Source organism: Oceanobacillus sp. FSL W7-1309 (assembly GCF_038002145.1).
Taxonomy (GTDB): Bacteria; Bacillota; Bacilli; order Bacillales; family Amphibacillaceae; genus Oceanobacillus; species Oceanobacillus profundus.
The window spans coordinates 682395-708146 of the sequence record NZ_JBBOBX010000002.1 but is presented as its reverse complement, the minus strand read 5'-3'; the positions used below and the strand labels follow the sequence as shown (position 1 = coordinate 708146).

Sequence of the window (25752 nt, the reverse complement as noted above, 5' to 3'; positions counted from 1 at the left end):
TTTATGTTTCCACTTTGTGTATGATGAAAATATAAGTAACCGATAACATGATGGGAGGATGATATGCAGTGAAACAGAATGGGAAAACTTACACGAATCATGAGAAAGAGCCAAATTTAAAAGGTACATTATTATCGGTGGGAGCCTTAGGTTTATTTATTGTCATTAGTTGGACTGTTGTTTTTGCAATTTTCCTTTCAAGATAAGAAAGGTGATTAAAAAGGAGTGAGAAAAGATGCATTTTCATAAGTTTGAAAAAATATGGCTTACATTTGGTATCGGAGCATTAGTACTATTTTTGGTTATTCTTGGTTACGGAGCTTTTTATCTTGGCACTCACCCTCAAAGCCATGGTGTGACAATTGACCCTCAAAATGTAGAGGCCCATGAAGCTTTTAAGCCTGAAAATTTAGGGCTGACAAAAGTGGATGAAGACCGATATATTGTCAATGTCGTTGCAAGTGCATTCCATTATGACTTTGGTGTTGATGCAGATGGCAATGCAATAAATCATATTGAAATCCCTAAAGGTGCAACTGTACTATTTCAAGTTGTAACAAAGGATGTAATTCATGGTTTTAATATTGCTGGGACAAATGTAAATATGATGGTTGAACCTGGTTATATCAGTAGTATGGAGGTTGAAATGAATCAAGCAGCTGAATTTACCTTACTCTGTAATGAGTACTGTGGTATTGGTCACCATATGATGTATACAACCGTGGAGGTGTATCAATAATGGCGCTTCGAAATGTCGTATTACCTAATGAAGATCCTAGACAATTGCTTGCAATTCCAAAACAAGAAGCAAAACTTTATATGTCTTTTATGTATGTAGCTTTTATATCTTTATTTATTGGTGGTTTAATGGGTTTGTTGCAAGTACTAGTTCGGTCGGGAAGTTTCACACTTCCATTTGGTATTGGTTACTATCAAATTTTAACAGTACATGGCGTTATCCTAGCACTTGTACTAACAACATTTTTTATTATCGGCTTTCAGTTTACGTTAATGAGTAAAACGGTTGGAATGTCAGTTAAACAACGTAAGGTATCATGGCTTGCCTTTTGGATTATGACGATTGGAACACTGGTTACAGCCGTAACTATTTTATTAGGCAAAGCGAGTGTACTCTATACGTTTTATGCACCATTAAAAGCCCATCCAGCCTTTTATATCGGTTTAGCTTTAGTCATCGTTGGTACTTGGGTTGCTGCCTTTGTAAATTGGCGCCAGCTCTACTTATGGAAGAAAGGTCATCCTGGAGAAAAATCTCCCTTACTAGCATTTATGGTAACGATTAATATGATTATGTGGTTTATTGCTTCATTGGGTGTTGCTGCAGCGGTACTAGTACAATTTATTCCATGGTCTCTTGGTTATGCGGAAACAATTAATGTTCTCGTTAGTCGAACATTATTCTGGTATTTCGGTCATCCATTAGTATATTTTTGGCTATTGCCTGCTTACATGGCGTGGTATGCGATTATCCCCAAGATTATTGGCGGAAAACTGTTTAGTGATTCTTTAGCCAGATTATCATTTGTGCTATTTCTGTTTTTTTCCATACCTGTTGGATTTCACCATCAGCTAACAGAACCAGGGATTGACCCTACATGGAAATTTATCCAGGTAGTTTTAACATTTATGGTTATCATTCCTAGTTTAATGACAGCATTTTCTTTATTTGCTACTTTTGAAATCACAGGCCGACGTAAAGGATATGGAGGTTTGTTTGGTTGGTTTAAGCATCTACCGTGGAAAGATGTTCGCTTCTTTGCTCCATTTGTTGGTATGCTAGCTTTTATTCCTGGGGGCGCAGGTGGAATAATAAATGCTTCTCATCAAGTGAACACGCTTGTCCATAATACGATTTGGGTTACGGGGCACTTTCATCTTACTGTTGCCACCACAGTTATTTTAACGTTTTTCGGCATTACGTATTGGCTTATCCCGCATTTAACAGGTAGGAAGCTTACAAAATCCGTTAATCGTTTAGGTATTTTTCAAACGATTGTCTGGGGAGTCGGTATGCTAATCATGTCCGGAGCCATGCATATCCAAGGTCTGCTAGGTGGACCGAGACGTTCTGCATATTCGGATTATGGCGGAACTGAACAAGCTGTCTCGTGGGGTGCTTATCAAATGGCACAAGCGATTGGAGGCACCATTCTTTTTGTCGGGATTATTCTCATGGTATATATTTTCATCAAGCTGACCTTTTTCTCACCAAAAGGAGTGGAAGAATTCCCAATTGCAGAGGAAGAAGAAAATGCTGAGCCGACACCAAAGTGGATGGAAAACTGGAAGCTATGGATTGCCATCACGATAGCTTTAATACTTTTTGCATACACCATTCCGTTTGTAGATATTATACAGAATTCACCACCGGGATCAGTACCGTTCGACTGGCCAATTGGTAATTCCTAAAATAAAATGGAAGAAACAGCGATAACAGCTGCTTCTTCCATTTTATTTACTCATAATTTTCCACCAAAATATTGATAATAATTCGTTTGGATAAATCCGTTGAATAGTTTTCTTTTCTTTGTTGCCTGTCCACCATAATGTTTTTCAAATGCTTCAAAGGCAGTAATGATATAAACGCTCCAGGACGGATGGTTTTTCATTATATTTCCTAAATCTCGATACATCTCTGCAACAATGTCCTGGTCCCCAATACGCTGACCATATGGTGGGTTGCTAATAATATATCCATTCTCCTGGCGTAAAGTTAAATCACTTACTTGCATCTGCTTCCAGGTTATCAGATCTCCTAGCCCTGCTTCGATTGCATTGTCATTAGCAATTTGGATCATTTTATGGTCTATGTCTGAGCCTGTAATCATTAGCTTTTGGTCATAGTTTGCCTTGTCTTCTGCTTCTTCAAAAGCATCATCCCACAGCTTTCTTCTTACAAGCGTCCAATCCTCTGAAGCAAACTCCCGATTGAAGCCAGGTGCAATATTTTGTCCAATTAGGGCCGCCTCAATTGCAATTGTCCCGGAACCGCAGAATGGATCAATCAACGGATATTCGGGTTTCCAGTTCGTTAGCATAATCAGTGCAGCTGCTAATGTTTCTTTTAGCGGCGCTTCACCTTGTCCAACGCGGTATCCTCGTTTATGAAGGCCTGTACCTGATGTATCGATTGTTAATGTTACAGTATCCTTTAATATCGCAACTTCTGTTTTATAGAAAGCTCCTGTTTCTGGCATTTTGGTAGCCAGGCCATATTTTAGTTTTAATCTTTCTGCAATGGCCTTTTTTACAATAGCTTGACAGTCAGACACACTAAATAGCGTTGATTTCACAGATTTACCTGAGACCGGGAATTGGCCATCCTCTGCGATATAATATTCCCACGGTAATGCTTTCGTTGCTTCAAAGAGCTCATCAAATGTTGTAGCCTTAAATTGGCCAACAATTAATTTAATTCGGTCAGCACTGCGCAACCATAAATTACAGCGCGGTATAGCTGAAAGTGGTGCTTCAAATATAACTTTGCCGTTGTCTACAGTTACTTCGTATCCTAATTGTTTTACTTCATGTGCAACTATTGATTCTAAACCCATTGCTGCAGTTGCGATTAATGTTACTTTTTGCATCCAACTATTCCCTTCAATTTAAGTTAGTCCTAGTTTACCATATTAGTGTGCATTCAAAAAGGAGGATAAAAAGGTCCAAGGTGACTAAGAACGCAACGTTCTGGGACTACGATTACTCGCCCTATCGAAAAGCTTTGTTGCAACGCCGACACTAGCACGTGTCGATACTTAGTCGAAGGTCCTCTGTTCTCGATGTGTCATTTTTTCCAGGCTTTTTCAAACAACTTCTAGAACTTTAAAATAAAAAAACCTTTCCTATACCGATACCGGCAAAGAAAGGTTTCTATTCGTAATCAGACCATTAAATGCTCGATAAGCCATGTTCTGTACCATAGTACTGCAAACGGTGGTCAACCTCGTACTCCGGTTGTAATCATCTATCTACAAGTTAAAACTTGTCCCTGTTTCGGTTGAATTCCCTACTAAAGGATGCCCCTACCATTATTTGGGTTGCTCACTCGTGGGGTTTACCTCGTTCCACCCAGAGTGTTTCCACTCCAGCTACGTCACTGTGGCACTTTAAAGAATAGTTCCATATCATTTTTGACTTAGGAATGTTTTCTGCCGTTAGCATAAAAGCTACCTTGACTTATGAATTCATCAAGCACGAACACTACTGACATCTCAGTCTGTGTGAGCATGGACTTTCCTCTGCATTTACATGCAGCGATTACATGAGCATTTAATTACCGTACGTATAAGCATATCATACCTGTGAACATTTTTCAACAACTGCATAAAACTGCTTTAAACCTCGATAAAAACTATTCACCTGATTCAACGAATTTTTTACCAAAAACTGCTTTTTCCAAATTAGATAGACGTTTTAATACGTCATAATTAACTTGACTAGTAGCTTGTGGTGCTCTTGATCTTGTTTGGTCAGTAGAATTTTTTCTGAGTTTTTCATTTTCGGCTTGTAATCGGTCGACTTCTTGCTTAAACAAATCATAATCTTGTATGATAATATCTAAAAACTCATCAACTTCTTCTTGATTATATCCACGCATTGCTGTTTTAAAATCCTTTTCCAAAATATCTTTTCCACTAAGTTGAACTCGATTTATACTCATCTCATCACCTCATGATCTTCATCTATACTATTTTTAATAGAATTAATTAGGTTCAATTATAAATGTATGAATCAAAAGAAGCTTTATTACCGAAATTATATTTTTATTATACCATAAAAAAGGAAACTGAATATCAGTCTCCTTTATTTTTCGTAAATAAGGAAAAATGACTACCTTTAGTAGGTATAATATTCTTTAATTTTTAAGTAAATCGTTCGTTTCAAACGAAAATGGCAGTAATTCTTCCATGGTAAACGATTTTATTTCTTTTTTTAGATTTGTTAAATGAATTGGCATCGACTTGTCAAAGAACTCACTCATTACTTGACGACAAGACCCGCATGGTGGAACAGGTCTTGCAGTATCCGCTGCAACAGCTAGCTCTTGAAACTTTGTCTCTCCTTCTGATATAGCTTTAAAGATTGCTACACGCTCAGCACAACACGCAACAGGATATGCTGCGTTTTCAATATTACATCCAGTATAAATTTTCCCTGATTCAGTAAGCAACGCTGCACCTACTTGAAATTTTGAATACGGGACATAAGCGCGTTCTCTTATTTTAATTGCTTCTTCAATTAGTTTATTCGTTGACATTCCACTCATCCTTTAGCTTTATTACAAGTTATTAAAGTTACTTCCAGGAAATATATATTACGGTATATCATCTAACAGTAAATCAAACACATACAAAATGGAAGTATATAGTTCCATATATCGTTTTCTACGTGCATCAATATAATAACTGTGCATTAAGAGAAGTTCCATATTTTCTTTTGTTGACGTTATTTGGTGGGGATGCACTTTTGCTTCTCTATTTTTAACAACTTTTAATGCAGATGCTTCCCATTCTTCCAACAATGTATACACTGGCAAGGTTTCTTCTTTTACTTTCAAAAAAAATGCCTTATCGCGACTGTCTGCAGGTGCCTCATTATGCTCAAATCTTTCCTTTAACTGGTTGAGATGATTTTTCAGACTTTCTGTTTGTTTTTTTAATTCCATGCTGTATTTCCGCCTTTAATTTGTTTATAACTGTTTATACCCTACTTTACCATTTTTATGTCAAGAAGGCATCTATTTCTTTCAGGCCCTCATTTTCTCAATTGACGATTTGGTAAAGTCAATTTGATGAATCTCATTTTGAAAGTGCATCCACACTTCGCGGTCCACATGCACTTTTAGTTTTTGATCAATAAGTCTTAACTGATTCTCCATTTGTTGTAGTGTATGATGTGCCTTACTTTTGCTAATACCAGTTTGTTCTTTTAAAGGATAGGACATAATATCACCCTTAATTTTTTATTTGATAATGCTACAATTCTCCAACGAGAGGTTACTCCCCTTCTCCTTCGACAAAACTAGAAGCAATATTACAAAACTAGTGTAAAGGGTTATTTTTTCACTAAAATGAGACAGACTAGAACCAAAGGAGGTGTTATGGTTGAAACAATCGAAGAACGCACGCAAAAATGCAGCTGGTCGTGAAGAAAAATCATTAAAAACTGGTGATAAGAAACTGAATGGACCAAACCGCCCATCTACTTAAATAAAATAATTATTGTATGTAAAAGGATTTGTGTGGTTTATCAACACAAATCCTTTTACATACTTACATTACTATTGGAGAAATTAAATTGTTATTCTACCCATACAAAAATCCCTATCGTTACATTAATATTTCTTCTTATCACTGTTATAAACTTGAATCAATTGTGAAATTATGTACAATAAAGAATGGAAGGTGTCTGACGAAACAATCGTTAAATTGTCAATAATGTGGTCGGTTTTAAATTGTTATATCATGATATAATAAAGTACTAGCTACATATTTTATTTGCATGCGATACAAATAAAATAAGCTATTCTTTGTGGTTTAAAGTTATCATTTACCTCTTTTTCTGATATTATACTTTCATATGTTGGGAGGGAATATCTTTTGAACTATCCAAATGGGCAAAAAAAACTGATGCCAGTTAGGATAAAGCAAGATAAAAATACATTTAGCAACCGAGGGATGTCCTTAGAAGAGGATATTAATATTACGAATCAATTTTATCTTGATACAGGTAAAGCAGTCATTCACAAAAAACCGACACCTGTCCAAATTGTAAATGTCAATTATCCAAAACGAAGTGCAGCTGTTATTACAGAAGCATATTTTAAGCAAGCTTCTACTACAGATTATAATGGTATTTATCAAGGTAAATATATTGACTTTGAAGCAAAGGAAACAAAAAACAAAACGCTTTTTCCGTTAGCGAACATACATGATCACCAGATAGAACATATGAAAGCAATTGTTAATCAAGGCGGGATTTGCTTTATTATTATTCGGTTTGCAACCTATGATGAAACATATTTTTTAGAGGCAAAGAAACTTTTCCAGTTTTGGAACGACAAATTAAATAATGGGAAAAAATCTATTTCTTATGAAAAGATTCAGCAGGAAAGCTTTTTAATTCCATTCCATTTTCAAAAGCGTATTGATTATTTATCGATTATAGATAAGCTTTATTTTTAGAGACGGAGGTATTGAACGATGGCAGATAATAGCCAGAGTCGAGCAGCTAGAAGAAAACAAAAGAAGAAAACGAAAAAGAAACCTATTTGGAAGAAAGTACTATTTTCCTTTCTCCTGATATTTTTATTACTAGGAGTAGGAGGCGCAGCCTTAGGGGCGTATTGGATTGCAACAGCTCCAGAATTGGATCCAACAAAATTAGAAGATACTTTCTCCTCTACTGTTTATGATAAATATGGGGAAGAATTCGCAAGTCTAAGTGGAGATGAAAAACGAACAAAAGTATCTTATGAAGACTTACCTCAAGAATTAATAGACGCAGTAACTGCTACGGAGGATGCGAGGTTCTTTGAACATTCAGGTATTGACTTACGAAGACTTGGCGGCGCAATATTAGCAAATATTTCGGACGGCTTTGGTTCCCAGGGTGCTAGTACAATTACGCATCAGGTCGTTGAGAAATCATTTTTACCACCTGACAAGAAAATAAGTTTAAAAGTACAGGAACAATGGCTGGCATTACAGTTGGAAAGACAATATTCCAAAGAAGAAATCTTAGAATTCTATCTAAATAAAGTCTTTTACGGTAACAGAGCATATGGTGTAGCGGAGGCAGCGAAAAACTATTTTGGTAAAACGGATTTACATGAATTAACGTTACCAGAAGTGGCCATACTAGCCGGTTTACCCCAACGTCCAACTGCATATAATCCTTTTGAAAATCCGGATTTAACAGAAAAGCGAATGAATACGGTGCTAACATTAATGGTTAGACATGGGAAAATTACAGAAGAAGAAGCTGACGAAGCTAGAGAGGTAGATATCCCCTCCCTATTGGTTGAATCTCGTCCAGACCCAACACCGTATGAAGCATTCCTCCAACAGGTAGATAAAGAGGTTAGAGAAAAAGTCGGCGATGCAGATATCTATTCAGATGGCTTGAAGGTTTATACGACAATAGATCCAAAAGCACAGGAATACGTAGAATTTTTACTTACGGACAGTGAGGAGAATCCGATCAACTATCCTGATGATAACATGCAAGCAGCTATGACTGTTTTAGATACAAAAAGTGGTGCCATTCAGGCGATAGGTGGTAGCAGAAATAATGAAGGAGTTCAAGGATTCAATTACGCCATTCGTGATGGTAGTCAGATCGGATCAACAGCCAAGCCGATTATGTCATTTGGTCCAGCTATTGAATATAATAAGCTTTCGACCTATCATCAACTAAATGATGATGCACCATATGAAATTGCTGGTTCTTCTCCGGTTAGAAACTGGAATCGAAGCCATGCTGGTTGGATCACAATGCGCCATGCAATGAACCAATCCTTGAACGTACCGACTTTGAAGTTACTGGATGAAGTTGGAATTGATAAGGCACAAGAATTTGCTGAAGGACTAGGAATCAAATTCCCTAATGATCAAATGAACATTCGAGATGCTATTGGTGGAACTGAAACAAATGTAACGCCACTTCAATTAGCTGGAGCATTCCATGCATTTGGCAATCAAGGAATTTATACAGAGCCTTATGCCGTAACAAGTGTTGAATTCCCAGACGGAAGAGTAGTTGATTTAACTCCAGATTCAACTGCAGCAATGTCCGATTACACAGCCTATATGGTTACGGATATGTTAAAATCAGTTGTTACGAGTGGTACTGCTACAGCAGCAAATGTACCTGGTGTTCCAGTAGCTGGTAAAACTGGTACGACAAACGAAAATCGAGATTCATGGTTTGCTGGATATAGTACCAATTATACGATTACAGCCTGGACTGGCGGCTATACAGAAGATGGAAAGCGGGCACCATTAAATGATACAAGTATCGCGCAGGCATTATTTAAAAACACCATGCAAAAAATATCCGAAGGAATTGAAACACCTGATTTTGCAAAACCCGATTCGGTTGTAGAGGTTACCGTTGAGAAAGGGTCTAACCCACCTGCATTACCGAGTGAGTATACACCAGACTCAGATAAAATTACCGAGTTATTTGTGAAAGGAACAGAGCCGAAACAAACATCAGAGAAATTCGATCAATTAGATTCAGTTTCCGGCTTAAACGCGGTTTATGATGAGGAATCGAACGCCATTCAGGTTGAGTGGAATTATAGTGCTGATGACGACGTTAGCTTTGAAGTAAGCGCAAGTGTAGACGGTGGTCAAATGCAAAACCTATCCTCTACAGAAGATACATCAATGGAAATTACTGAAGTGGAACCAGGGGCTTCTTATGAAATACAGGTTGTCGCAGTAAATGGTTCCATGAAAAGTGATCCAAGTACTACCTCTGTCACAGTTCCAGGAGAAGATGAGGAAGAAAATGAAGAGGAAGATATCCCGCCGGTTAGCGGCTTAACAGCACAGTATATTGCAGCATCTTCAATCATTGATGTAAATTGGAACTATGACGGACCAGATGCGTCCTTTGAAGTATCTGTAAACGGTCAGACACAAACTGTTCAATCGAATGGAATTGAAATCAGTGGTGCAGCACCAGGACAAACCTACACAATTAATGTTACCCCAATTGGGGCGAATAATACTCGTGGTGATTCTCAAAGTACCACTGTTGAGGTCCCTGCGGAAGAAGAAGCTAATGAAAATGAAGCAGAAAACGAAGGCGTTGAGCCTGAAGAGGAAGAAAACGAAGAAGAGCCTGAACAAGACCAAGGTCAGGGAGAAGACCAAGATCAAGGACAAGGTGAAGGAGAAGACCAAGGGCAAGACCAGGAAGAATCTGAAGAATAACGATAACGAAAAAGAGGTAAACTAGCAAAGTTTACCTCTTTTTTCGTTATTTAAAGCAAATTATTCATTTCGATTCCCTAAAATTACATGATCGCTTTTTTCATTCGTTTTTGCCCTTCTCTACAAAGCTCAAGCAGTGGACATTCTGGGCAATTTGGGTTTCTTGCCTTACAGTGGTATCTCCCGAAGAAAATCATACGGTGATGTGTAACACTCCATTCATCTCTTGGCACTTTACGCATAAGCGTCTCTTCTACCTGGATCACAGAATCCTTCCACCTGCATATACCTAGCCGTTTGGAAACCCGTTCGACATGTGTATCCACAGCAATTGCTGGCTCATTAAATGCAATGGAAGCAACTACATTTGCAGTTTTCCTTCCTACTCCTGCTAACTTCATTAATTCTTCTTTTGTCTGTGGTACTTCCCCATTATAATTATCGAGTAAAACTTGACAAAGCTTTCTTATATTTTTAGCTTTCGTTCGGTAAAGCCCAATTGACTTTATATCTTGTTCCAGTTCTTCAAGTGTCACGTTAAGATAATCCTCTGGCTTTTTATATTTCTTAAATAAGTTTGCCGTTACTTTATTTACAAGCTTGTCTGTACATTGTGCAGATAGCAAAACTGCGATAACAAGTTCAAATGGATTGGAATGGACAAGCTCTCCTTCTGCGTTCGGAAACATTTCCTCCATGACATCAAGGCAATATCTTATTTGCTTTTTCGTTAACATTGTCTCAATCTTCCTCCTCTAGCCAATTATAGTAGAATGATGTGTCGCGTTTTGGTATATTTTCTTGATTGGAAGTTGATTGGGTTAGGTGAAATTTTTTGCTTGCGTTACGAGCTTGGTCAACAGAATGAATCCCTTTCTTTTTCCATTCTCGAAGTATCCTGTCAATATACTTAAAATTAAGCTTTCCCATTAACACAGATTCACGTAAGCCAGCTTTGATTAATGCTGGGGTTATTTCATCTTCATCAATCCAAGCATTAATTGTTTCTATCTCAAAAGGAGATAATGGTCTTCCAAATTCTTGTTCAAACACAATAAATATGGTACCAATCGTATCAATCGAATGCTCTTCTTGAATTTCTTCTTTTGAAAATAGCTTTTCCCAAAGGGGATCCAGCGAGTAAGCTTCACTCAATTGCTTACTTTCATTTTCTTTTTTTTCAATGGAAAGGAGGTCTTTTTTGACTAATTTTCGCAATAAGTTTGCACATTCTTGCTCATCCATTGTTACATGAAGAGAAAGCTCATACGGTGTAGGAAAATCATTTCTAATTTGTAGATAACGAAGTAATTGAAGAACAAGCATTACTTCCTTTTCATTTAACCCTAGTTGCTTATACTTAGAAAGCAATTCGATTGGTACCTGTAATTGATTGAGAATAATTTGTTGTAATGAAAATTTATTTGTCATGTTTTGTCTGCACCTCTATTTTAAGTATAGCATGAAAGGTATATTCTAACATAAAGTGGAGCTTATTTAGTAGGATCCCCCCAAATGTAAGCACCACAAGACAGACCAGCAAGTCCTTAAACAGAAATTAAAATCCCTTGCTTATAATTTTGCAAGGGATTTTAAGGGTTGCTTATGGATATAGACGATTAAGCAATCTAGGGAATGGAATCGTTTCTCTTACGTGCTCAACCCCAGACAGCCAGGCAACCGTACGTTCTAGACCTAATCCAAATCCAGAATGTGGTACACTTCCATACTTACTTAATTCTAAATACCATTCATATGCTGGTCCTGTCAGTCCGTGCTGTTCATACCTTTCCTGCATTAATGCTAAGTCATCAATACGCTGTGAGCCACCAATAATTTCACCATAGCCTTCTGGTGCGATTAAATCTGCACAAAGGACGACATCAGAGCGTTCTGGATGAGGCTTCATATAAAATGCTTTAATCGCTGCTGGATAATTAATAATGAACACAGGCTTATCAAAGCTTTCAGCAATTGCTGTTTCATGCGGAGCTCCAAAGTCTTCTCCCCACTCGATATCATCAAAGCCTTTTTCTTTTAACAATTCAATCGCATCATCATACGTAATTCTAGGGAATGGTGCTTTAATATTTTCCAATTTGGTTGTATCTCGTCCAAGAACTTCTAGTTCAAGTTTACAATTTTTCAGTACAGACTGAGCGATATAGCTTACATAATTCTCTTGAATTACTAGGCTTTCTTCATGATCGACAAATGCCATTTCTGGTTCAATCATCCAGAATTCAATTAAATGCCTGCGCGTTTTCGATTTTTCTGCACGGAAGGTTGGTCCGAATGAAAACACTTTACCAAACGCCATTGCTGCTGCTTCCATATAAAGTTGACCACTTTGTGATAAGTATGCTTCCTCGTCAAAATATTTCGTATGGAATAATTCAGTTGTTCCTTCTGCTGAAGATCCTGTAAGAATTGGCGGATCAATTTTTACAAAATCATTTTCATTGAAGAATTGGTATGTTGAACGAATAATTTCATTTCGGATTTTCATCACAGCATGTTGTTTCTTTGAGCGTAACCATAAATGACGGTGATCCATCAAAAACTCAGTACCGTGATCTTTAGGTGTAATTGGATAATCAACTGCTTCCTGAATAACTTCAATGTCACTAACCTGTAGTTCATAGCCAAAAGAAGATCTTGTATCCTCAACAATTTTACCGGTAATATACATACTGGTTTCCTGCGTAAGACTTTTTGCTAGTTGAAACGTTTCTTCTGATACGTCATTCTTTACGACTACTCCTTGAATAAATCCTGTTCCATCACGTAATTGTAAAAAAGCAATTTTTCCACTAGATCGTTTGTTTGTAAGCCAAGCACCAATTGTTACTTCTTGATCTTTATGTTTTGCTGCTTGTGAAATAGTTGTTTTCATATTTATATTTCCTCCAAATACTAAAATGTTTTTCCATAAAATGAAACTCATTCAGTGAAGGCTTTCTTTCCTCCCCACTGAATGTTAGCACCACAAGGGAGAGCCACAGGCCCTTGTGCAGAGTCAGGAATTTACGAGCTGTTTTATCCTTCTTCTTTACATTTTTTATTCTCAATCTTTGAGGTAATGCGTGATAAATAGCTCGTCTTAGAACGCTGGGTGGGTTTAGCACTAATTAAACATTCTTTTAAAGCGATACATATGGACGTCGGATCCATCATAGATGGACTTATAGTCAAGCACATAATCATCATTCATGTCGTTATAGGCAATTTCCCATAATGCTTCGTTTTCTTCCAATGCAGGTGTGACCTTGATGAGCTCACAGCTATCGCATTCTGCTTGCCATCTTTCAATGATTTCTTCCTCTGTCAATATTTCAGATTTGTCAATCGTTGTCAAGCTTTTTTCATTCCCTTCGAGCGGGTAAAAAATAAGCTTTTCTTCATTTGCATCATTTTTTCCAAATAAAACATGATAAGCCGCCGAGCCATTATATTGCTCAATTTTTTCTATTTCTGTAATAGACGTTTGACTTAGGATCTGCCTGCTTGTTTCATCAAATCCTGCTGTCTTGCTATCATATAAGTTATTGTAGAGAACGATACCATAAATACCTAATGCAATAAGGATAATAAGTAAGGTCAATGAGCTCCATAATAGCCATTTTGATTTATTCATCATTATTAATAACTCAGCCTATAGATTGAATTTTTAACTTTATGATGCGAACAATCAACAAAAGTATTTGAAAATAAACTTACTGTATATTGATTCATCAACATCCCTCCAACAATTGTGTTTCTATTTTAGATATTTTTACTATACATAGCTCTTGTAAGGATGTAAACAATAAAAGCAACGTCGAATTAAAAAGCACAACTACAATAATCCAGTAGTCGAAGACTTTGCTTTAATTTGTTAATTTGACCAAAAAACCTAACCCATATCACATCTTCACTCACTACTGGTGTAATAACATCAGTAGTTTTTTTCGTCCCTCTCCTGCGAGCGAGACTTCACTCTTCCCTTTATACCGCTACAGGCTCCCGCTGTTGTTGTTTAAAACCATTCTTCTGCTTTATCCAGTAACTCTTGTGTGGAATTAAACGAAATAGGTACGTCTGGTATTGAGTCTGTGAAATATTTGCCATACCGTGTTTTAATGATACGGGCATCACAAATAAAAACAATGCCTCTATCACTTGATGAACGGATAAGCCTGCCAAATCCTTGCTTAAATTTAATAACGGCATTTGGTAATGATAAATCCATAAATGCATTTTTTCCGGCTTCTTTTAACAGATTAGACTTCGCTTCAAACACTGGATGGTTTGGCGGCTGAAATGGAAGTCTAACGATCACGAGGCACGACAAATCGTCACCTGGTATATCAACACCCTCCCAAAATGAACTTGTTCCAAGCAAAATCGCATGATCAAAGGTTTGAAAATTCTTTTTTAGTCTTGACCTACTACCACTCGTTATTCCTTGTCCAATTAAGACATATTTACCTGTATCAATCGTTTCTTTTAAAAGTGTATAGGATTTCTTCAACATATCGTACGATGTAAATAAGACGAGCATTCTACCCTCGGTAATTTCAGCTAAAGACAATATTGCTTCACATGTAGCGTAAATAAAATCATCAATGTTTCCATACTTAATATCTGGAAAATCATTTGGAACAAGTAATTGAACTTGATTCTTATAGGAGAAAGGCGACGCTATTTTCTTCGTTATTAATCGATCCGTAATTAACCCTAACCTTTTCTGAATGTAATCGAATGAGTTCTTCATCGTCAATGTAGCACTTGTCAAGATAACGCTTTTCTTACTTTGGAAAAAATCATTAGCAAGTAGTTCTGAAACCTCTGCTGGCTCTCTATATAAATAAACCACATTTTTGGTGCCTTTTGTATCAATTTCAATCCATTTAACATGTGGAACGTTTCCTTCAATAAAGAAAAACAGTTCCAATCGATCAATAAAGTCCTCAAATGTGTTCGTAATACCATCTAATTCTTCTTTATCATATTTGTCCATTATCTTCTTTTTCGTTAAATGCTGTTCCATAAGTGCAAGGACATGAATAAGATCTCTAATAAAAAATGTAAGCCTTGTTACCATTTCTTGAATTGCATCCCATGTTTGTCCTGTTTCTTTTTCTTCATCAAGTCGGTATTGTAATCTACCGATATCACTTAATGATTTATTGTTTTTATGTTGAGACACTACATATTGATATAAGCTTTGAAATAAGTCATCAATTTCATATTTTGCCTGATCAAATAGGTGATCCCATTTTTCTAGTGGAACATCCACATCTGTCAATGAATAACTCGATACAAGCTTACTAAATAATTTACCATCATGCGTCCGGCCGATCTGATTAAAGGTAAATTGTATATTGTTGTAATCAAGTTTCATTCCATAATGATGTGATGCAGTTTCTTCAAAGTGATGTGCTTCATCGATAATTACTTTTTCATATGCTGGTAAGAATTGATAATCATTGAACATATCTGTACATAGTAATGCATGATTCGTTATCACAATATCAGCTTTTTGCGCTTTTCTGCGGGCTTTCTGATAAAAGGACTTTGAGTACCATGGAGAGAAAGGCTCTACCTTTCCTTCTGCATCCGTGGATATTTTATGATAGAAAAAATATCCACTTGATGGTAACTGTATTTCGTCAATATCTCCAGTATCTGTTTCCGTTAACCATATCAGTAGCATTGCTTTTGTTAACGCAATATCATAGTTGTCGTTTGAACTATCATGTAACTCATATGCAAATTTTTCTAAGCTAATATAGTGGCTTTTTCCCTTTAGGAGTGCTACCTGAAACGGAATGGCAATCAGCCTTCTTAAAGCAGGAATCTCTTCTTCCAGCAATTGACTTTGCAATTGTGTAGTATATGTACTAATAATTAGCCTTTGATTTGACTTTACCGCTTCAAAAATTGCAGGAATTAAGTATGCCAGCGACTTCCCTGTTCCAGTTTCAGCTTCAATCAATGCATGTGAGTTAGCTTGAAAGGAGTCAAAGATTAATTCTGACATTTCACGTTGACCAGTTCTTTTTTCATACCCTTTCATCTGCTTCTCCATAGAACCATTTGTTTCATAAATTCCATCAAGATATTCACCAAAGGACTGATTTAAATTAGGTGTCTCTATTTTTGTCTCCGTTGCCTCTTTAAATGCAAGACCTTGATAAATTGTTAGCTCTTCAGGTTCGGCAGTTGCAAATGCCAATTCATCTATTTGATTTGACAAAATTTCGTGGAGATCGGAAATAAATAGTTTCTCCAGTTTTAATAATTGGGCAATCGTTTCATATGGTAAAGTCTTTAATTTGTCCATCAGTTTTAAAAATAACTTGGCAGTAACATATGCATCGGACAGTGCTCGGTGAGGGTCATCATGATGAATATCCAAATGTTCCGCTAACTGTCCAAGTTTATAACTAGGTGCTTGAGGAAATAGTATTCGTGAAAGCTCTACCGTATCTAAAACTGGATTTGTCAATCGATCTCTTCCATTAGCTGCAAGTTCTGTGTTTAAAAAACCAAGATCAAATTTTACATTATGAGCGATTATATAACTATTTTTAAAAATATCAACTATTTTATCAGCCTTCTCATTAAATAACGGTGCATCTTCCACATCACGATCAGAAATCCCGGTTAAATTAGAAATAAACGGTGGAATTGGTATCTTCGGATTAAATAAGGTTGTACGGGTATCCGTGATTTCGTTATTTTCTATAACAACGATACCAACTTCAATTATTTTATCATTTTTTAAAGGAGAATGCCCTGTTGTTTCCAAGTCAACTACGACAAATTTATTCACCTGATCCACCTTACCTTCTGAGTCCGGTTTAACTAAATGTTATTCTCATTAAATTCATTCGATTTTTTCAGACCTTTTATTTATTAATAGCAAAACTCTTATCGTATATATTGATAAGAGTTTGTTAACTTAGTGGTATGCCCATACCTTTTACAGAATAATGAGCTCCATAATAATGATAGCAGGATTTCTACCAACGTCAACTACTAACTGTTGCTGAGGTTAAGAAGGTTTCAGCTGTTTATTTCATGCTACTATCATCAAACCACTCTATTTCAGCAGAATAAAGTGAGATTGGTTTACCTTCCATTGATTCTGTACAGAGTGCACCATCGTCAGATATCCCAAGAAACGGCGCTCTCCAACGATCCTTAAATGTTTTGATAATAATATCTTCTCCCATTTTGAAACCGTAGCTTTCCCATTTCTTTTTAATTGGTAAAAATCCTTGTGCTATATAGTTGTCGAAGGAAGCTTCAAAAGCAATTAACAGCTCTTGGATAATATTTTTAATGGATAGTTCATTGCCTGTTTCAATTCGCAATGACGTTGCTTTGGATTGGATATCCTGATGTAGATCATCTCGCGCTTGATTTACGTTTAAACCAATCCCGATTAAAATGTATTGAATTTGATCTTGTTCTGCCTGCATTTCCGTTAAGATTCCTGCTGTCTTCTTTTCGTTAATCAGAATATCATTGGGCCATTTGATAAATGGTTGAATAGTATCATATCGATCCAATACATCTGCTAAAACAGTAGCTGCTAATAATGTAAGCTGAGATGCATGGGTAGGTGGGATTTTAGGTCTTAGAATGAGACTTAACCACATACCCTGTCCCTTTGCAGAGTGCCATGATCGGTTCATTCTTCCTCTTCCGCCAGTTTGTTCATCCGCAACAATTATCGTGCCATGTGGTGCCCCTTCACGAGCTGCTTGATGTCCAATTGCTTGTGTAGAATCTACTGTCGGATGATGAATAATCTTCTTTCCAATCCACTCTGTACGGAGTCCCCATTTTAGTGTATTACTACTTAACTTATCTGGAAATTCAGTTATACGGTAACCTATTCTTGATTTAGCTTCGATTTGGTAACCATCTTTTTCGAGTTCTTTCATTTGCTTCCAAACAGCATTTCTTGAGATGCCGATCGCATCGGATAGAGCTTGTCCAGAAATATAAGCATCTCCGTTTTCTGCGAGGAGCTGAATCAATCGGTCTCGGGTGGATTCCATTTTATCCACTCCTTTATCTCTTTTTTATTATTATTTAATTCACCGGATACAACCTTATATTCAATACAATTTAGTAATTCTTGTATCCAACGCCCTCTCTTCCTCTCGGGGAAAATCGCCATTAAATCATATCCATCAATTGTCAGCTCTTCTTTCAAACGAATGGAAAGCTGTTGTTCAATTGCTTCCAACTTGTGCAAGCTAACTGTTGTTTGTGTTAAATTTTCGCTAATTCGTATGAAACCTTTATATAAAGACGGTGTTAATTGATAGATAAGCCATCGATCCAAGCCATGCGTTTCGAAATAAGAATAAGCCTCGACTAATCGGAGTGCCCCTTGTTTTGTTTTGTTCGAGCATTTCCATTCCTTGACCCACCGAATGACCTCTATCTTTGGATTGACAAGATGGAATAGCGCAATAACTTCGGCAAAGGATTGTAATGGTGTTATTGATACCGGCAATGAGAAAAGAATCTGAGGGGAATCGCAAAATACAGGTAAGTATCGTTCGATTTGCAAATTCCTCACATAAGTTAAAGCTTGGTTAACATCATTCCCAGCAAATAGCTTCGAAAATTCATTAGCAATCCGCTCAATTGCAAGTGTTTTAATTTCACTGCTTACTTCCTTCATTTCCTGTAAGGTTTTCGGGTCAATTGTAAATCCTAGCTGACTTGAAAAGCGAATCGCACGTATAATCCGAAGTGGATCTTCCGTAAATCGCTCATAGCCATTTCCTACTGTTCGAATAACTCGATTCTCAATATCGTGGATTCCGTCAAATAAATCAATCATATTACCATTTAAGTCCATTGCTAGTGCATTTATGGTAAAGTCCCGTCTCTCTAAATCTTTATCAATATTGTCGATGAATACGACTGAGTCGGGGTGTCGTTTATCCGTATAATCTCCATCGATACGGAATGTAGTTACCTCAAAAGATTCGTGATTATGCCGTACAATTACAGTTCCATGCTCTATACCAACAGGAATCACCTTTGGGAAAATTTTCTGAATGAATGAAGGTGATGCCGAGGTTGCAATATCGATATCACCGATAGGGCGCTTTAACAAATAATCACGTACACATCCACCTACAAAATAAGCTTTGTGCTGATGTTTTTCAATATGTTCAAGCACTGGTATTGCCTGTAAAAATGCTCCTGGTAGCATGGTTAATCACCATTTTCTATATTGGATGTTAAAACAGTATCATATAGATGCTGATATTGGTTTACAATTTTTTCTGACGCAAATTTTTCTTTAGCCTGTATTAAAGCATTTTCCGAAAGACGACGCATTAAATGATTATCTGTTAGCACTTCAATTGCATAATTTGCTGCAGAATCAGTATCTCCCAGCTCGACCAAATACCCTGTTTTATCATGCTCAATCACTTCAGGGATCCCACCTATATTGGTACCAATACATGGTACACCGCATAACATTGCTTCAAGTAGAACAAGACCGAAGCTTTCTTTTTCTGATAATAGCAGCATTAAATTGGATATGGATAATAATTCACTTATATTTGTTTGTTTTCCTAAAAAACGTACATGCTCTTTTAACCCAAGTGCCTCTACGAGTTGTACCGTATCAGGGTATTCCGGTCCATCGCCGACAAGTAGTAATGTACTTTTGACTTCATTTCGGACTTGTTTAAAAGCATATATGATGTCTCGTACGCGTTTTACTTTTCGGAAGTTTGAGATATGGATAAGCACTTTTTCATCGTTTGATATTCCGTATTGTTGCCTTAATGCAGGGACATCTTGCTTATAATAGTCCTCTTCATTTACAAAATTATAGATTGTCGCTATCTCTTTATTTACATCAAGCATTTCAGTTGTTTGCTTAACAAGACTCTTTGAAACAGCAGTAACAGCATCCGATTTTTCGATTCCGTGCTTAATCACCTTTTTAAAGGTTTGGTCAATACCAAGTACGGTAATATCCGTTCCATGAAGGGTTGTTACTATTTTTACATCGTGGTCTGCAATATCCTTAGCCATGATAGCACATATAGCATGCGGCATTGCATAGTGAACATGCAGGATATCAAGTTTTTGCTGATCGATAACCTCAGCCATCTTTGCTGCAAGTGCTAAATCATATGGTGGATATTGAAAAACCGGATAATGATTTAATTCCACTTCATGATAAAATATTCTGGGGTGAATTTTCGTTAGCCGAAAAGGAATGCTAGACGTAATAAAATGAATTTCATTTCCCTGTTCAGCGAGCAGTTTACCAAGTTCTGTTGCAATTACTCCTGATCCACCTACACTTGGGTAGCATGTAATCCCTATTTTTTTCACATTTCTCCTTCTTTCTATACCATTACTCTCACTTTTTACATTTTAGAAAACAAAGACACCCACCAATTCTAGGCCAATGAATGCCTTTCCTCTGTTTTTTATGATTAATGTAGCATAACAGAAGATATTCACAGCTATAAGAATACATCACTATATATTGACTGGATTTTAGAATTTGTACTATCCTAAATTCAACTTCATCCTACTAATATGACTTACAAGATGTTTTCCAGTCCGTAGGCAAGCTCCTTCATGTCCATAACATGATTAACAGAAAGTTTAATCCCATCCATAAATGATTCACGGTTTAAAGAGTCATGCTTGATGGATAGGGTTTGACCAGGGCTTCCAAAAATCACTTCCTGATGTGCAACAAGCCCTGGCAATCGAACACTATGAATGTGCATTCCGTCCATTTCAGCGCCACGTGCACCTCTTATTGTTTCTTCTTCATCTGGATGACCTTGTTTTTTATATTCTCTAGATTGCCTGATTAATTCTGCTGTTTTCTTTGCAGTCCCAGAAGGGGCATCCAATTTTCGGTCATGATGCTTTTCAATTATTTCTACATCGGAAAAATATTTGGCAGCCATTTGGGAAAATTTCATCATTAGTACAGCACCAACTGCAAAATTGGGTGCAATAATACAACCTAAATTACTGGACTTTGCAAGCTCCGCTAGCTCATTTAATTGTTCATCTGTAAATCCTGTCGTTCCAACTACAGGTCTTATATTATTTTCTAATGCCAATTTTGTATGGTAGTAGCCAACCTCGGGTACAGTTAAATCGATAAAAACATCAGCTTTTACTGCTTCAAAACATTCTTTTGCATTTTCGTACACTGGTACATGTAATGGAGGTAAACCCGCAATATCCTTAACTTCTTTACCACCATTTTTCCGATCGATGCAAGCTACTAATTTAAAGTCGGATTCCTGATTCACCATATTTACTGCTTCTTGACCCATTCTGCCTCTTGGTCCAGCTAAAATAATATTTATTGTCATCAATTTCTCTCTCCTTTAGTTCTGATCATTTTTACGAGTCCAACGATCTTTATCTCTTGTCTCAATTTTACTTATCGCCATATGAAATGACTCGGAAAGGTCGATATCTAATGAATTTGCAAAACAAGCGAGAACAAATAAGATATCCCCTAGTTCTTCTTCAACAGTATGTGTTTTCTCAGAAGTTTTTTTTGGCTTTTCGCCATGATAATGATTTACTTCCCTGGCAAGTTCACCGATTTCTTCTGTTAATCTTGCCATTTGAGATAAAGGTGAAAAGTATCCCTCTTTAAACTGAGAAATATAAGCATCAACCCGTTGTTGTATTTCTTTTGTGCTATATGTAGGTGTATCGATGATATTCCCTTCTTCCTTTTTGTTCTCCTTTCATGTTAGCTAAAAGCTACACGTTTGACAAATTTTTTATATGGGAAAATAAAATTGTTGTTCAAAATGAAATTGACTATAATAAGAAGAGGTTTAATTCTTCTACGAAATTGATATCGTTATCTGGAGGTTATGCAGATGCTAAAAGGGTTAAGACTTAAAAATATACTTTTTATTGTACTAGGAGCCGCCATTTTTTCATTTGGTATTGTTCACTTTAATATGCAGAATAACCTTGGTGAAGGTGGTTTTACCGGAATTACATTGCTGCTTTATTTTCTATGGGAATGGGATCCTGCTATCTCCAATATTATATTAAATGTTCCACTGTTTTTTATTGGGTGGAAATTTTTAGGAAAAAACACCTTTATTTATACAATACTTGGAACGGTTATGGTTTCGGTTTTTCTAAGGATTTTTCAGACCTACCAATTTAATGTCCCGTTAGAAAATGATATGACGTTGGTTGCTTTATTTGCTGGTGTATTCATCGGTGTTGGCCTAGGAATTATATTCCGTTTTGGAGGAACAACAGGTGGAGTTGATATTATTGCAAGACTGGTGAACAAATATGTCGGATGGAGTATGGGCCGAACAATGTTTTTATTCGACTTTATTGTTATAGCAACATCCGTATTTGTAATATTAGATTTAGTGGAAGGTATGTATACACTTGTCGCTGTATATGTTGGTGCTCGGGTAATTGATTTCCTTCAAGAAGGAGCTTATTCAGCTAAAGGAACAACCATCATCTCAGGGAAAAGCAATGAAATCGCAGAAAAAATTCTTACTTCAATGGATCGAGGAGTAACTGTATTAGATGGGCGCGGTAGTTTTTCAGGTGAAAAGCGAGATGTACTTTATTGTGTTGTTGCAAGAAACGAAATTGTAAAATTAAAAGCGATTATTAACAGTATAGACCCACACGCATTTGTCGCTGTAACGACCGTACACGATGTGCTTGGTGAAGGCTTTACTCTCGATGAGAATAAAAATCCGATACAAGATTAAGCAAGCAAGAACACAATCGGGACGCCGGATAGCGACGTACGGACTGCGCCCCGAACTCTGGTGTTCGATGAGTCGAACATTCCTACACAGGAGATTCACTCCAAAGTATAAGATGAACGATGACTTTCGTCTACACGGGCGAAAGTCATCGTTCATCTAAAAGGAAACATGCCAATTTAGGGGTATGCCGATATCAGGCGTAGTCTGGTTTTAATCGGCCACCCTTTTAATTGGAGACGATGCCCGATGTCACCACAAGGGTATAAGTGCGCCTAAGCCTTTTATAGTTTCCTGAGCAGATAGAAAAAAGGATGACCCGTAGCGTCATCCTTTTTTCTACTTTATTTACCTAAAATGGTGTTCAGCAAATGATCGTTTTTACATACTATTCTCTGCTGGCAAGATAAATCAATATAAATCTAACAAGTTCCGCTACCGCTACAAGTGCTGCTGCTACGTATGTTAAAGCTGCGGCATTCAGAACCTTCTTTGTTTCTCGTTCTTCATTATTTCGAATTACTCCTGAAGAAACTAATTGCCCCATCGCGCGGTTAGATGCATCAAATTCTACAGGAAGTGTAACAAGTTGGAATAATACCGCGGCGGACATAAAGATGATACCAAATAGTACTAAGTTCATGGCTCCTAATATCATACCACCAAGGATCAAGAAAAGGGAGATGTTGGAACCAAAGTTTGCTACAGGTACCAATGCACTTCTAAACTTCAAAAATGCATATTCCTGCTGGTCTTGAATAGCATGTCCTACTTCGTGAGCTGCTACAGCAGAGGAAGCCATAGAGCGACCATCGTATATTCCGTCAGAAAGTTTAATTACTTTATTTCGCGGGTCATAGTGGTCAGTTAATGTTCCTTTTGTTCGTCCTATTTGAACATCATAAAGTCCATTATCATCTAAAATTTTGCGGGCAACTTCAGCACCCGTCATTGCAGATGATGTTGGCTTTTTTGAATACTTTTTGTACGTGCTTTTTACTCGCGATTGCGCCCATATTGGTACAATCATTAATATAGCAATATAAATCAAGTAACTCCCTAAACTCATTTGCATTCCTCCATTAGAAGTTTAAAATACTTTCTAAGGTCAATTTTAGTCAAATTTAATGTATTAGTCAACTGATTTATCCTTATTACGTGCTTCTCTTGCTTTTACTTCTGCTTTATATTTTCTCCAACTTACATAGGATAATGTAGCTGTTATACAGCCACCAACAATTATAGCTGCCCAAATAAACGGAGTAATACCAGACTGCTTTTCAACTATATGTTCAGTATTTCCCACACTCGCTTCAATCCATACAACTCCAAAGTAAATGTTTAACCCTATCCCTATGAGTACCGCAGCTGTGACCCGAACAAGCAGTTTTAATCTGTTTACCATAGAGATCACCTCATATTTTTATTATTACTTGAAGTGTATGAGGAAAGATCTCGGTATATAACAGTTAAGTTTATAATACTTCCTTTAATAAGGAAGTCAAAAAACTAATCCGATGAATACCGTTTGTTCTCGAAGCCATTTTAATGGCTATTGGAACAACAACCACTTATATCAATTTTTTTCGATGAATTGTTAACCAATACGTGATAAAGATACAAAGGATACTTAGCCAGAAGGTAAAATAACCAATTTCATTCATGTACTTTGTCAAAGAAGAATACATTGGCATCATTTCAAATACATAGTCTATAACATCATTATGTAAAGTCCAAATTGCAGCGACTGCAATATGTTTTAATTTAATTTTATAGAATGGAGCATACAAAAGCCCTTGGATTGCCATTCCTGCATGAGAAGCCATTAACATATACCCTTGCCAGCTTAGTGATCCTTCAATGATTAATGTAAGTAGGTTCATCACAACCGCCCAGGTACCGTATTTGAGTAAGGTCACTACACCGAGAGCTTCCACATACGGAATATTTCTACCGAAAAGAAAGAACAACAAAAAAATGGTAAAAAACAAGCTTGCAGTAGGACTATCTGGAACGAAGATGAGAAAAATACTTGGCGTTATGGAAAGCTGCGCCTTATACCAATAATAACCATAAATGGTACCCAAAAAGTTAATTAGAAAAAGGCAGAAAATAAATCGCTTGTCTAGTAATATATATTTAATCATTCTTCCTATCCTTCCTGTCATTCCGATGTAAAAACACCTTCACCAATTTTAATGGTAAAGGTGTTTTAAAAAGCAATTATTCAGCTGATTCATTTACTGTGATGATAAAGTCGGCTAACTGCTCTAACTCTTCATCTGTTCCTTGGAATTGATCTGCTGGCATCGTACCGATACCATCTACAGCAATCGTAGCAATTTCCTCGGCGCTAAGTTCAATTCCTACTAAAGATGGCCCCGCGCCACCCTCTAATTCAGCACCATGACATGCTAAACAGCTATTTTCATAAGCTGCAAATCCAGGATGACTCTCATCAATTGTCACTTCTGCTTGTGGGACTGGCTTGTTCGCTTCAGCACGGCCTTCCCAATCAACATGTGCTGCCGATGTATAGGTTAACCATATAACAGCTACTAATCCAAGTAGCATCATTCCAATTGCAACTGGACGTTGGTGTGGTCTGCGGCCAGGACCGTTATCCAAGAACGGCGCAAGTAATAACGCACCAAATGCAAGCCCTGGAAGGATTAGTATCCCCATTAATGTCCAATCTCCACTTGCAAATTCATATTTCAATAGTTCATATAGGAATAAGAAGTACCAATCTGGCAATGGTATATACGACGCATTAGTTGGATCGGCCATCCCCTCTAATGGTGATGGATGTGCCAATGTTAAACATAAAAATCCAACTAAAAATACTGCACCAACCAACCATTCTTTTAATAAAAAGTTGGGCCAAAAAGCTTCTGTTCTTCCAGGATACTCAGAATAATCTTTCGGTATATTAGGTTTTCTTTCAGCAGAGATTCGAGAATCCCCAACAAACTTCATACCTTTACCCTTATGCATCACTTACC

General features: G+C 37.0%; 25 protein-coding genes and 1 other RNA gene. 6 read left to right on the top strand and 20 right to left on the bottom strand.

Annotation, left to right across the window (positions count from 1 at the left end):
- Positions 1–68: 68 nt before the first annotated feature.
- The 3 genes from NST46_RS16165 to NST46_RS16155 are packed head-to-tail and all read left to right on the top strand — an operon-like array spanning position 69 to position 2430.
- A complete protein-coding gene (locus NST46_RS16165) occupies positions 69–206 on the top strand; it encodes a cytochrome c oxidase subunit 2A (RefSeq protein WP_095309051.1) in 138 nt (45 codons plus the stop codon).
- A gap of 29 nt (positions 207–235) precedes the next feature.
- The gene (locus NST46_RS16160) at positions 236–739 is read left to right on the top strand and encodes a cytochrome B5 (protein ID WP_341137476.1); all 504 of its coding nucleotides are present in this window, start codon (positions 236–238) and stop codon (positions 737–739) included.
- Complete coding sequence (locus NST46_RS16155; RefSeq protein WP_419776329.1) at positions 739–2430, top strand: b(o/a)3-type cytochrome-c oxidase subunit 1; 1692 nt, start codon at positions 739–741, stop codon at positions 2428–2430. The genes NST46_RS16160 and NST46_RS16155 overlap by 1 nt, the downstream gene beginning before the upstream one ends.
- A gap of 50 nt (positions 2431–2480) precedes the next feature.
- Here the strand turns inward: NST46_RS16155 and NST46_RS16150 are convergent, their stop codons facing one another.
- From NST46_RS16150 to NST46_RS16125, 6 genes are all read right to left on the bottom strand, one after another.
- Positions 2481–3608, bottom strand: a complete 1128-nt coding sequence (locus tag NST46_RS16150) for a THUMP domain-containing class I SAM-dependent RNA methyltransferase (RefSeq protein WP_341137475.1) — start codon at positions 3606–3608, stop codon at positions 2481–2483.
- Between the two features lie 308 nt (positions 3609–3916).
- Positions 3917–4290, bottom strand: an RNA gene (gene rnpB / locus NST46_RS16145) — RNase P RNA component class B.
- Positions 4291–4372: 82 nt separating this feature from the next.
- Positions 4373–4681 carry a cell division regulator GpsB gene (gene gpsB, locus NST46_RS16140; RefSeq protein WP_095309043.1) on the bottom strand — a complete coding sequence of 103 codons (309 nt, stop codon included), beginning with the start codon at positions 4679–4681 and terminating at the stop codon, positions 4373–4375.
- 195 nt (positions 4682–4876) lie between these two features.
- Positions 4877–5278, bottom strand: coding sequence for a cytidine deaminase (locus NST46_RS16135; protein WP_095309041.1), 402 nt, complete (start codon positions 5276–5278; stop codon positions 4877–4879).
- A 57-nt stretch (positions 5279–5335) separates the two neighbouring features.
- Positions 5336–5686, bottom strand: coding sequence for a DUF1798 family protein (locus NST46_RS16130; RefSeq protein ID WP_095309038.1), 351 nt, complete (start codon positions 5684–5686; stop codon positions 5336–5338).
- A gap of 81 nt (positions 5687–5767) precedes the next feature.
- The gene (locus tag NST46_RS16125) at positions 5768–5965 is read right to left on the bottom strand and encodes a hypothetical protein (protein ID WP_095309036.1); all 198 of its coding nucleotides are present in this window, start codon (positions 5963–5965) and stop codon (positions 5768–5770) included.
- Positions 5966–6620: 655 nt separating this feature from the next.
- Between NST46_RS16125 and recU the strand changes: the two genes are divergently transcribed.
- Together recU and NST46_RS16115 are read left to right on the top strand one after the other, a co-directional pair.
- Complete coding sequence (recU, locus tag NST46_RS16120; RefSeq protein WP_095309034.1) at positions 6621–7205, top strand: Holliday junction resolvase RecU; 585 nt, start codon at positions 6621–6623, stop codon at positions 7203–7205.
- 18 nt (positions 7206–7223) lie between these two features.
- Positions 7224–9965: a penicillin-binding protein 1A gene (locus NST46_RS16115; RefSeq protein ID WP_095309031.1), complete on the top strand. Its 2742-nt coding sequence runs from the start codon at positions 7224–7226 to the stop codon at positions 9963–9965.
- Positions 9966–10048: 83 nt separating this feature from the next.
- On the opposite strand, the gene nth is transcribed toward NST46_RS16115, so the two are convergent.
- From nth to NST46_RS16065, 10 genes are all read right to left on the bottom strand, one after another.
- On the bottom strand, positions 10049–10702 hold the full coding sequence (nth, locus tag NST46_RS16110) for an endonuclease III (protein WP_095309029.1): 654 nt from the start codon (positions 10700–10702) through the stop codon (positions 10049–10051).
- Between the two features lie 4 nt (positions 10703–10706).
- Entirely contained in the window at positions 10707–11396 is a 690-nt protein-coding gene (locus NST46_RS16105; protein ID WP_095309027.1) for a DnaD domain-containing protein, read from the bottom strand.
- A 172-nt stretch (positions 11397–11568) separates the two neighbouring features.
- Complete coding sequence (gene asnS, locus NST46_RS16100) at positions 11569–12861, bottom strand: asparagine--tRNA ligase (RefSeq protein ID WP_095309101.1); 1293 nt, start codon at positions 12859–12861, stop codon at positions 11569–11571.
- A gap of 231 nt (positions 12862–13092) precedes the next feature.
- Positions 13093–13602 carry a cell wall elongation regulator TseB-like domain-containing protein gene (locus NST46_RS16095; RefSeq protein WP_341137474.1) on the bottom strand — a complete coding sequence of 170 codons (510 nt, stop codon included), beginning with the start codon at positions 13600–13602 and terminating at the stop codon, positions 13093–13095.
- A 381-nt stretch (positions 13603–13983) separates the two neighbouring features.
- Positions 13984–16785, bottom strand: coding sequence for an ATP-dependent DNA helicase DinG (gene dinG, locus NST46_RS16090; protein WP_341137473.1), 2802 nt, complete (start codon positions 16783–16785; stop codon positions 13984–13986).
- Between the two features lie 241 nt (positions 16786–17026).
- Complete coding sequence (locus NST46_RS16085; protein ID WP_095309021.1) at positions 17027–18022, bottom strand: biotin--[acetyl-CoA-carboxylase] ligase; 996 nt, start codon at positions 18020–18022, stop codon at positions 17027–17029.
- Positions 17998–19197, bottom strand: a complete 1200-nt coding sequence (locus NST46_RS16080) for a CCA tRNA nucleotidyltransferase (RefSeq protein ID WP_341137472.1) — start codon at positions 19195–19197, stop codon at positions 17998–18000. The genes NST46_RS16085 and NST46_RS16080 overlap by 25 nt, the downstream gene beginning before the upstream one ends.
- Before the next feature lie 2 nt (positions 19198–19199).
- Positions 19200–20342, bottom strand: a complete 1143-nt coding sequence (bshA, locus tag NST46_RS16075; protein ID WP_251658880.1) for an N-acetyl-alpha-D-glucosaminyl L-malate synthase BshA — start codon at positions 20340–20342, stop codon at positions 19200–19202.
- A gap of 215 nt (positions 20343–20557) precedes the next feature.
- A complete protein-coding gene (gene dapB, locus NST46_RS16070; protein ID WP_095309014.1) occupies positions 20558–21352 on the bottom strand; it encodes a 4-hydroxy-tetrahydrodipicolinate reductase in 795 nt (264 codons plus the stop codon).
- 15 nt (positions 21353–21367) lie between these two features.
- Complete coding sequence (locus NST46_RS16065) at positions 21368–21712, bottom strand: nucleotide pyrophosphohydrolase (RefSeq protein ID WP_095309011.1); 345 nt, start codon at positions 21710–21712, stop codon at positions 21368–21370.
- A gap of 165 nt (positions 21713–21877) precedes the next feature.
- On the opposite strand from NST46_RS16065, the gene NST46_RS16060 reads away from it, so the two are divergent.
- The gene (locus tag NST46_RS16060) at positions 21878–22750 is read left to right on the top strand and encodes a YitT family protein (protein ID WP_095309009.1); all 873 of its coding nucleotides are present in this window, start codon (positions 21878–21880) and stop codon (positions 22748–22750) included.
- 385 nt (positions 22751–23135) lie between these two features.
- On the opposite strand, the gene NST46_RS16055 is transcribed toward NST46_RS16060, so the two are convergent.
- The 4 genes from NST46_RS16055 to NST46_RS16040 form a co-directional block, all read right to left on the bottom strand.
- Entirely contained in the window at positions 23136–23816 is a 681-nt protein-coding gene (locus NST46_RS16055) for a zinc metallopeptidase (protein WP_095309007.1), read from the bottom strand.
- Between the two features lie 63 nt (positions 23817–23879).
- A complete protein-coding gene (locus tag NST46_RS16050) occupies positions 23880–24152 on the bottom strand; it encodes a sporulation protein YpjB (protein WP_095309006.1) in 273 nt (90 codons plus the stop codon).
- A gap of 166 nt (positions 24153–24318) precedes the next feature.
- On the bottom strand, positions 24319–24894 hold the full coding sequence (locus NST46_RS16045; RefSeq protein WP_095309004.1) for a DUF1405 domain-containing protein: 576 nt from the start codon (positions 24892–24894) through the stop codon (positions 24319–24321).
- A 76-nt stretch (positions 24895–24970) separates the two neighbouring features.
- Positions 24971–25744: a menaquinol-cytochrome c reductase cytochrome b/c subunit gene (locus NST46_RS16040; RefSeq protein WP_095309003.1), complete on the bottom strand. Its 774-nt coding sequence runs from the start codon at positions 25742–25744 to the stop codon at positions 24971–24973.
- Positions 25745–25752 lie beyond the last annotated feature (8 nt).

Coding starts and splice junctions, on each gene's coding strand:
- NST46_RS16160 (WP_341137476.1), top strand. CDS start 236: ATGCATTTTCATAAGTTTGAAAAAATATGGCTTACATTTGGTATCGGA.
- NST46_RS16155 (WP_419776329.1), top strand. CDS start 739: ATGGCGCTTCGAAATGTCGTATTACCTAATGAAGATCCTAGACAATTG.
- NST46_RS16150 (WP_341137475.1), bottom strand. CDS start 3,608: ATGCAAAAAGTAACATTAATCGCAACTGCAGCAATGGGTTTAGAATCA.
- gpsB (WP_095309043.1), bottom strand. CDS start 4,681: ATGAGTATAAATCGAGTTCAACTTAGTGGAAAAGATATTTTGGAAAAG.
- NST46_RS16135 (WP_095309041.1), bottom strand. CDS start 5,278: ATGTCAACGAATAAACTAATTGAAGAAGCAATTAAAATAAGAGAACGC.
- NST46_RS16130 (WP_095309038.1), bottom strand. CDS start 5,686: ATGGAATTAAAAAAACAAACAGAAAGTCTGAAAAATCATCTCAACCAG.
- NST46_RS16125 (WP_095309036.1), bottom strand. CDS start 5,965: ATGTCCTATCCTTTAAAAGAACAAACTGGTATTAGCAAAAGTAAGGCA.
- NST46_RS16115 (WP_095309031.1), top strand. CDS start 7,224: ATGGCAGATAATAGCCAGAGTCGAGCAGCTAGAAGAAAACAAAAGAAG.
- nth (WP_095309029.1), bottom strand. CDS start 10,702: ATGTTAACGAAAAAGCAAATAAGATATTGCCTTGATGTCATGGAGGAA.
- NST46_RS16105 (WP_095309027.1), bottom strand. CDS start 11,396: ATGACAAATAAATTTTCATTACAACAAATTATTCTCAATCAATTACAG.
- asnS (WP_095309101.1), bottom strand. CDS start 12,861: ATGAAAACAACTATTTCACAAGCAGCAAAACATAAAGATCAAGAAGTA.
- NST46_RS16095 (WP_341137474.1), bottom strand. CDS start 13,602: ATGAATAAATCAAAATGGCTATTATGGAGCTCATTGACCTTACTTATT.
- NST46_RS16085 (WP_095309021.1), bottom strand. CDS start 18,022: ATGGAATCCACCCGAGACCGATTGATTCAGCTCCTCGCAGAAAACGGA.
- NST46_RS16080 (WP_341137472.1), bottom strand. CDS start 19,197: ATGCTACCAGGAGCATTTTTACAGGCAATACCAGTGCTTGAACATATT.
- dapB (WP_095309014.1), bottom strand. CDS start 21,352: ATGACAATAAATATTATTTTAGCTGGACCAAGAGGCAGAATGGGTCAA.
- NST46_RS16060 (WP_095309009.1), top strand. CDS start 21,878: ATGCTAAAAGGGTTAAGACTTAAAAATATACTTTTTATTGTACTAGGA.
- NST46_RS16055 (WP_095309007.1), bottom strand. CDS start 23,816: ATGAGTTTAGGGAGTTACTTGATTTATATTGCTATATTAATGATTGTA.
- NST46_RS16050 (WP_095309006.1), bottom strand. CDS start 24,152: ATGGTAAACAGATTAAAACTGCTTGTTCGGGTCACAGCTGCGGTACTC.
- NST46_RS16045 (WP_095309004.1), bottom strand. CDS start 24,894: ATGATTAAATATATATTACTAGACAAGCGATTTATTTTCTGCCTTTTT.
- NST46_RS16040 (WP_095309003.1), bottom strand. CDS start 25,744: ATGCATAAGGGTAAAGGTATGAAGTTTGTTGGGGATTCTCGAATCTCT.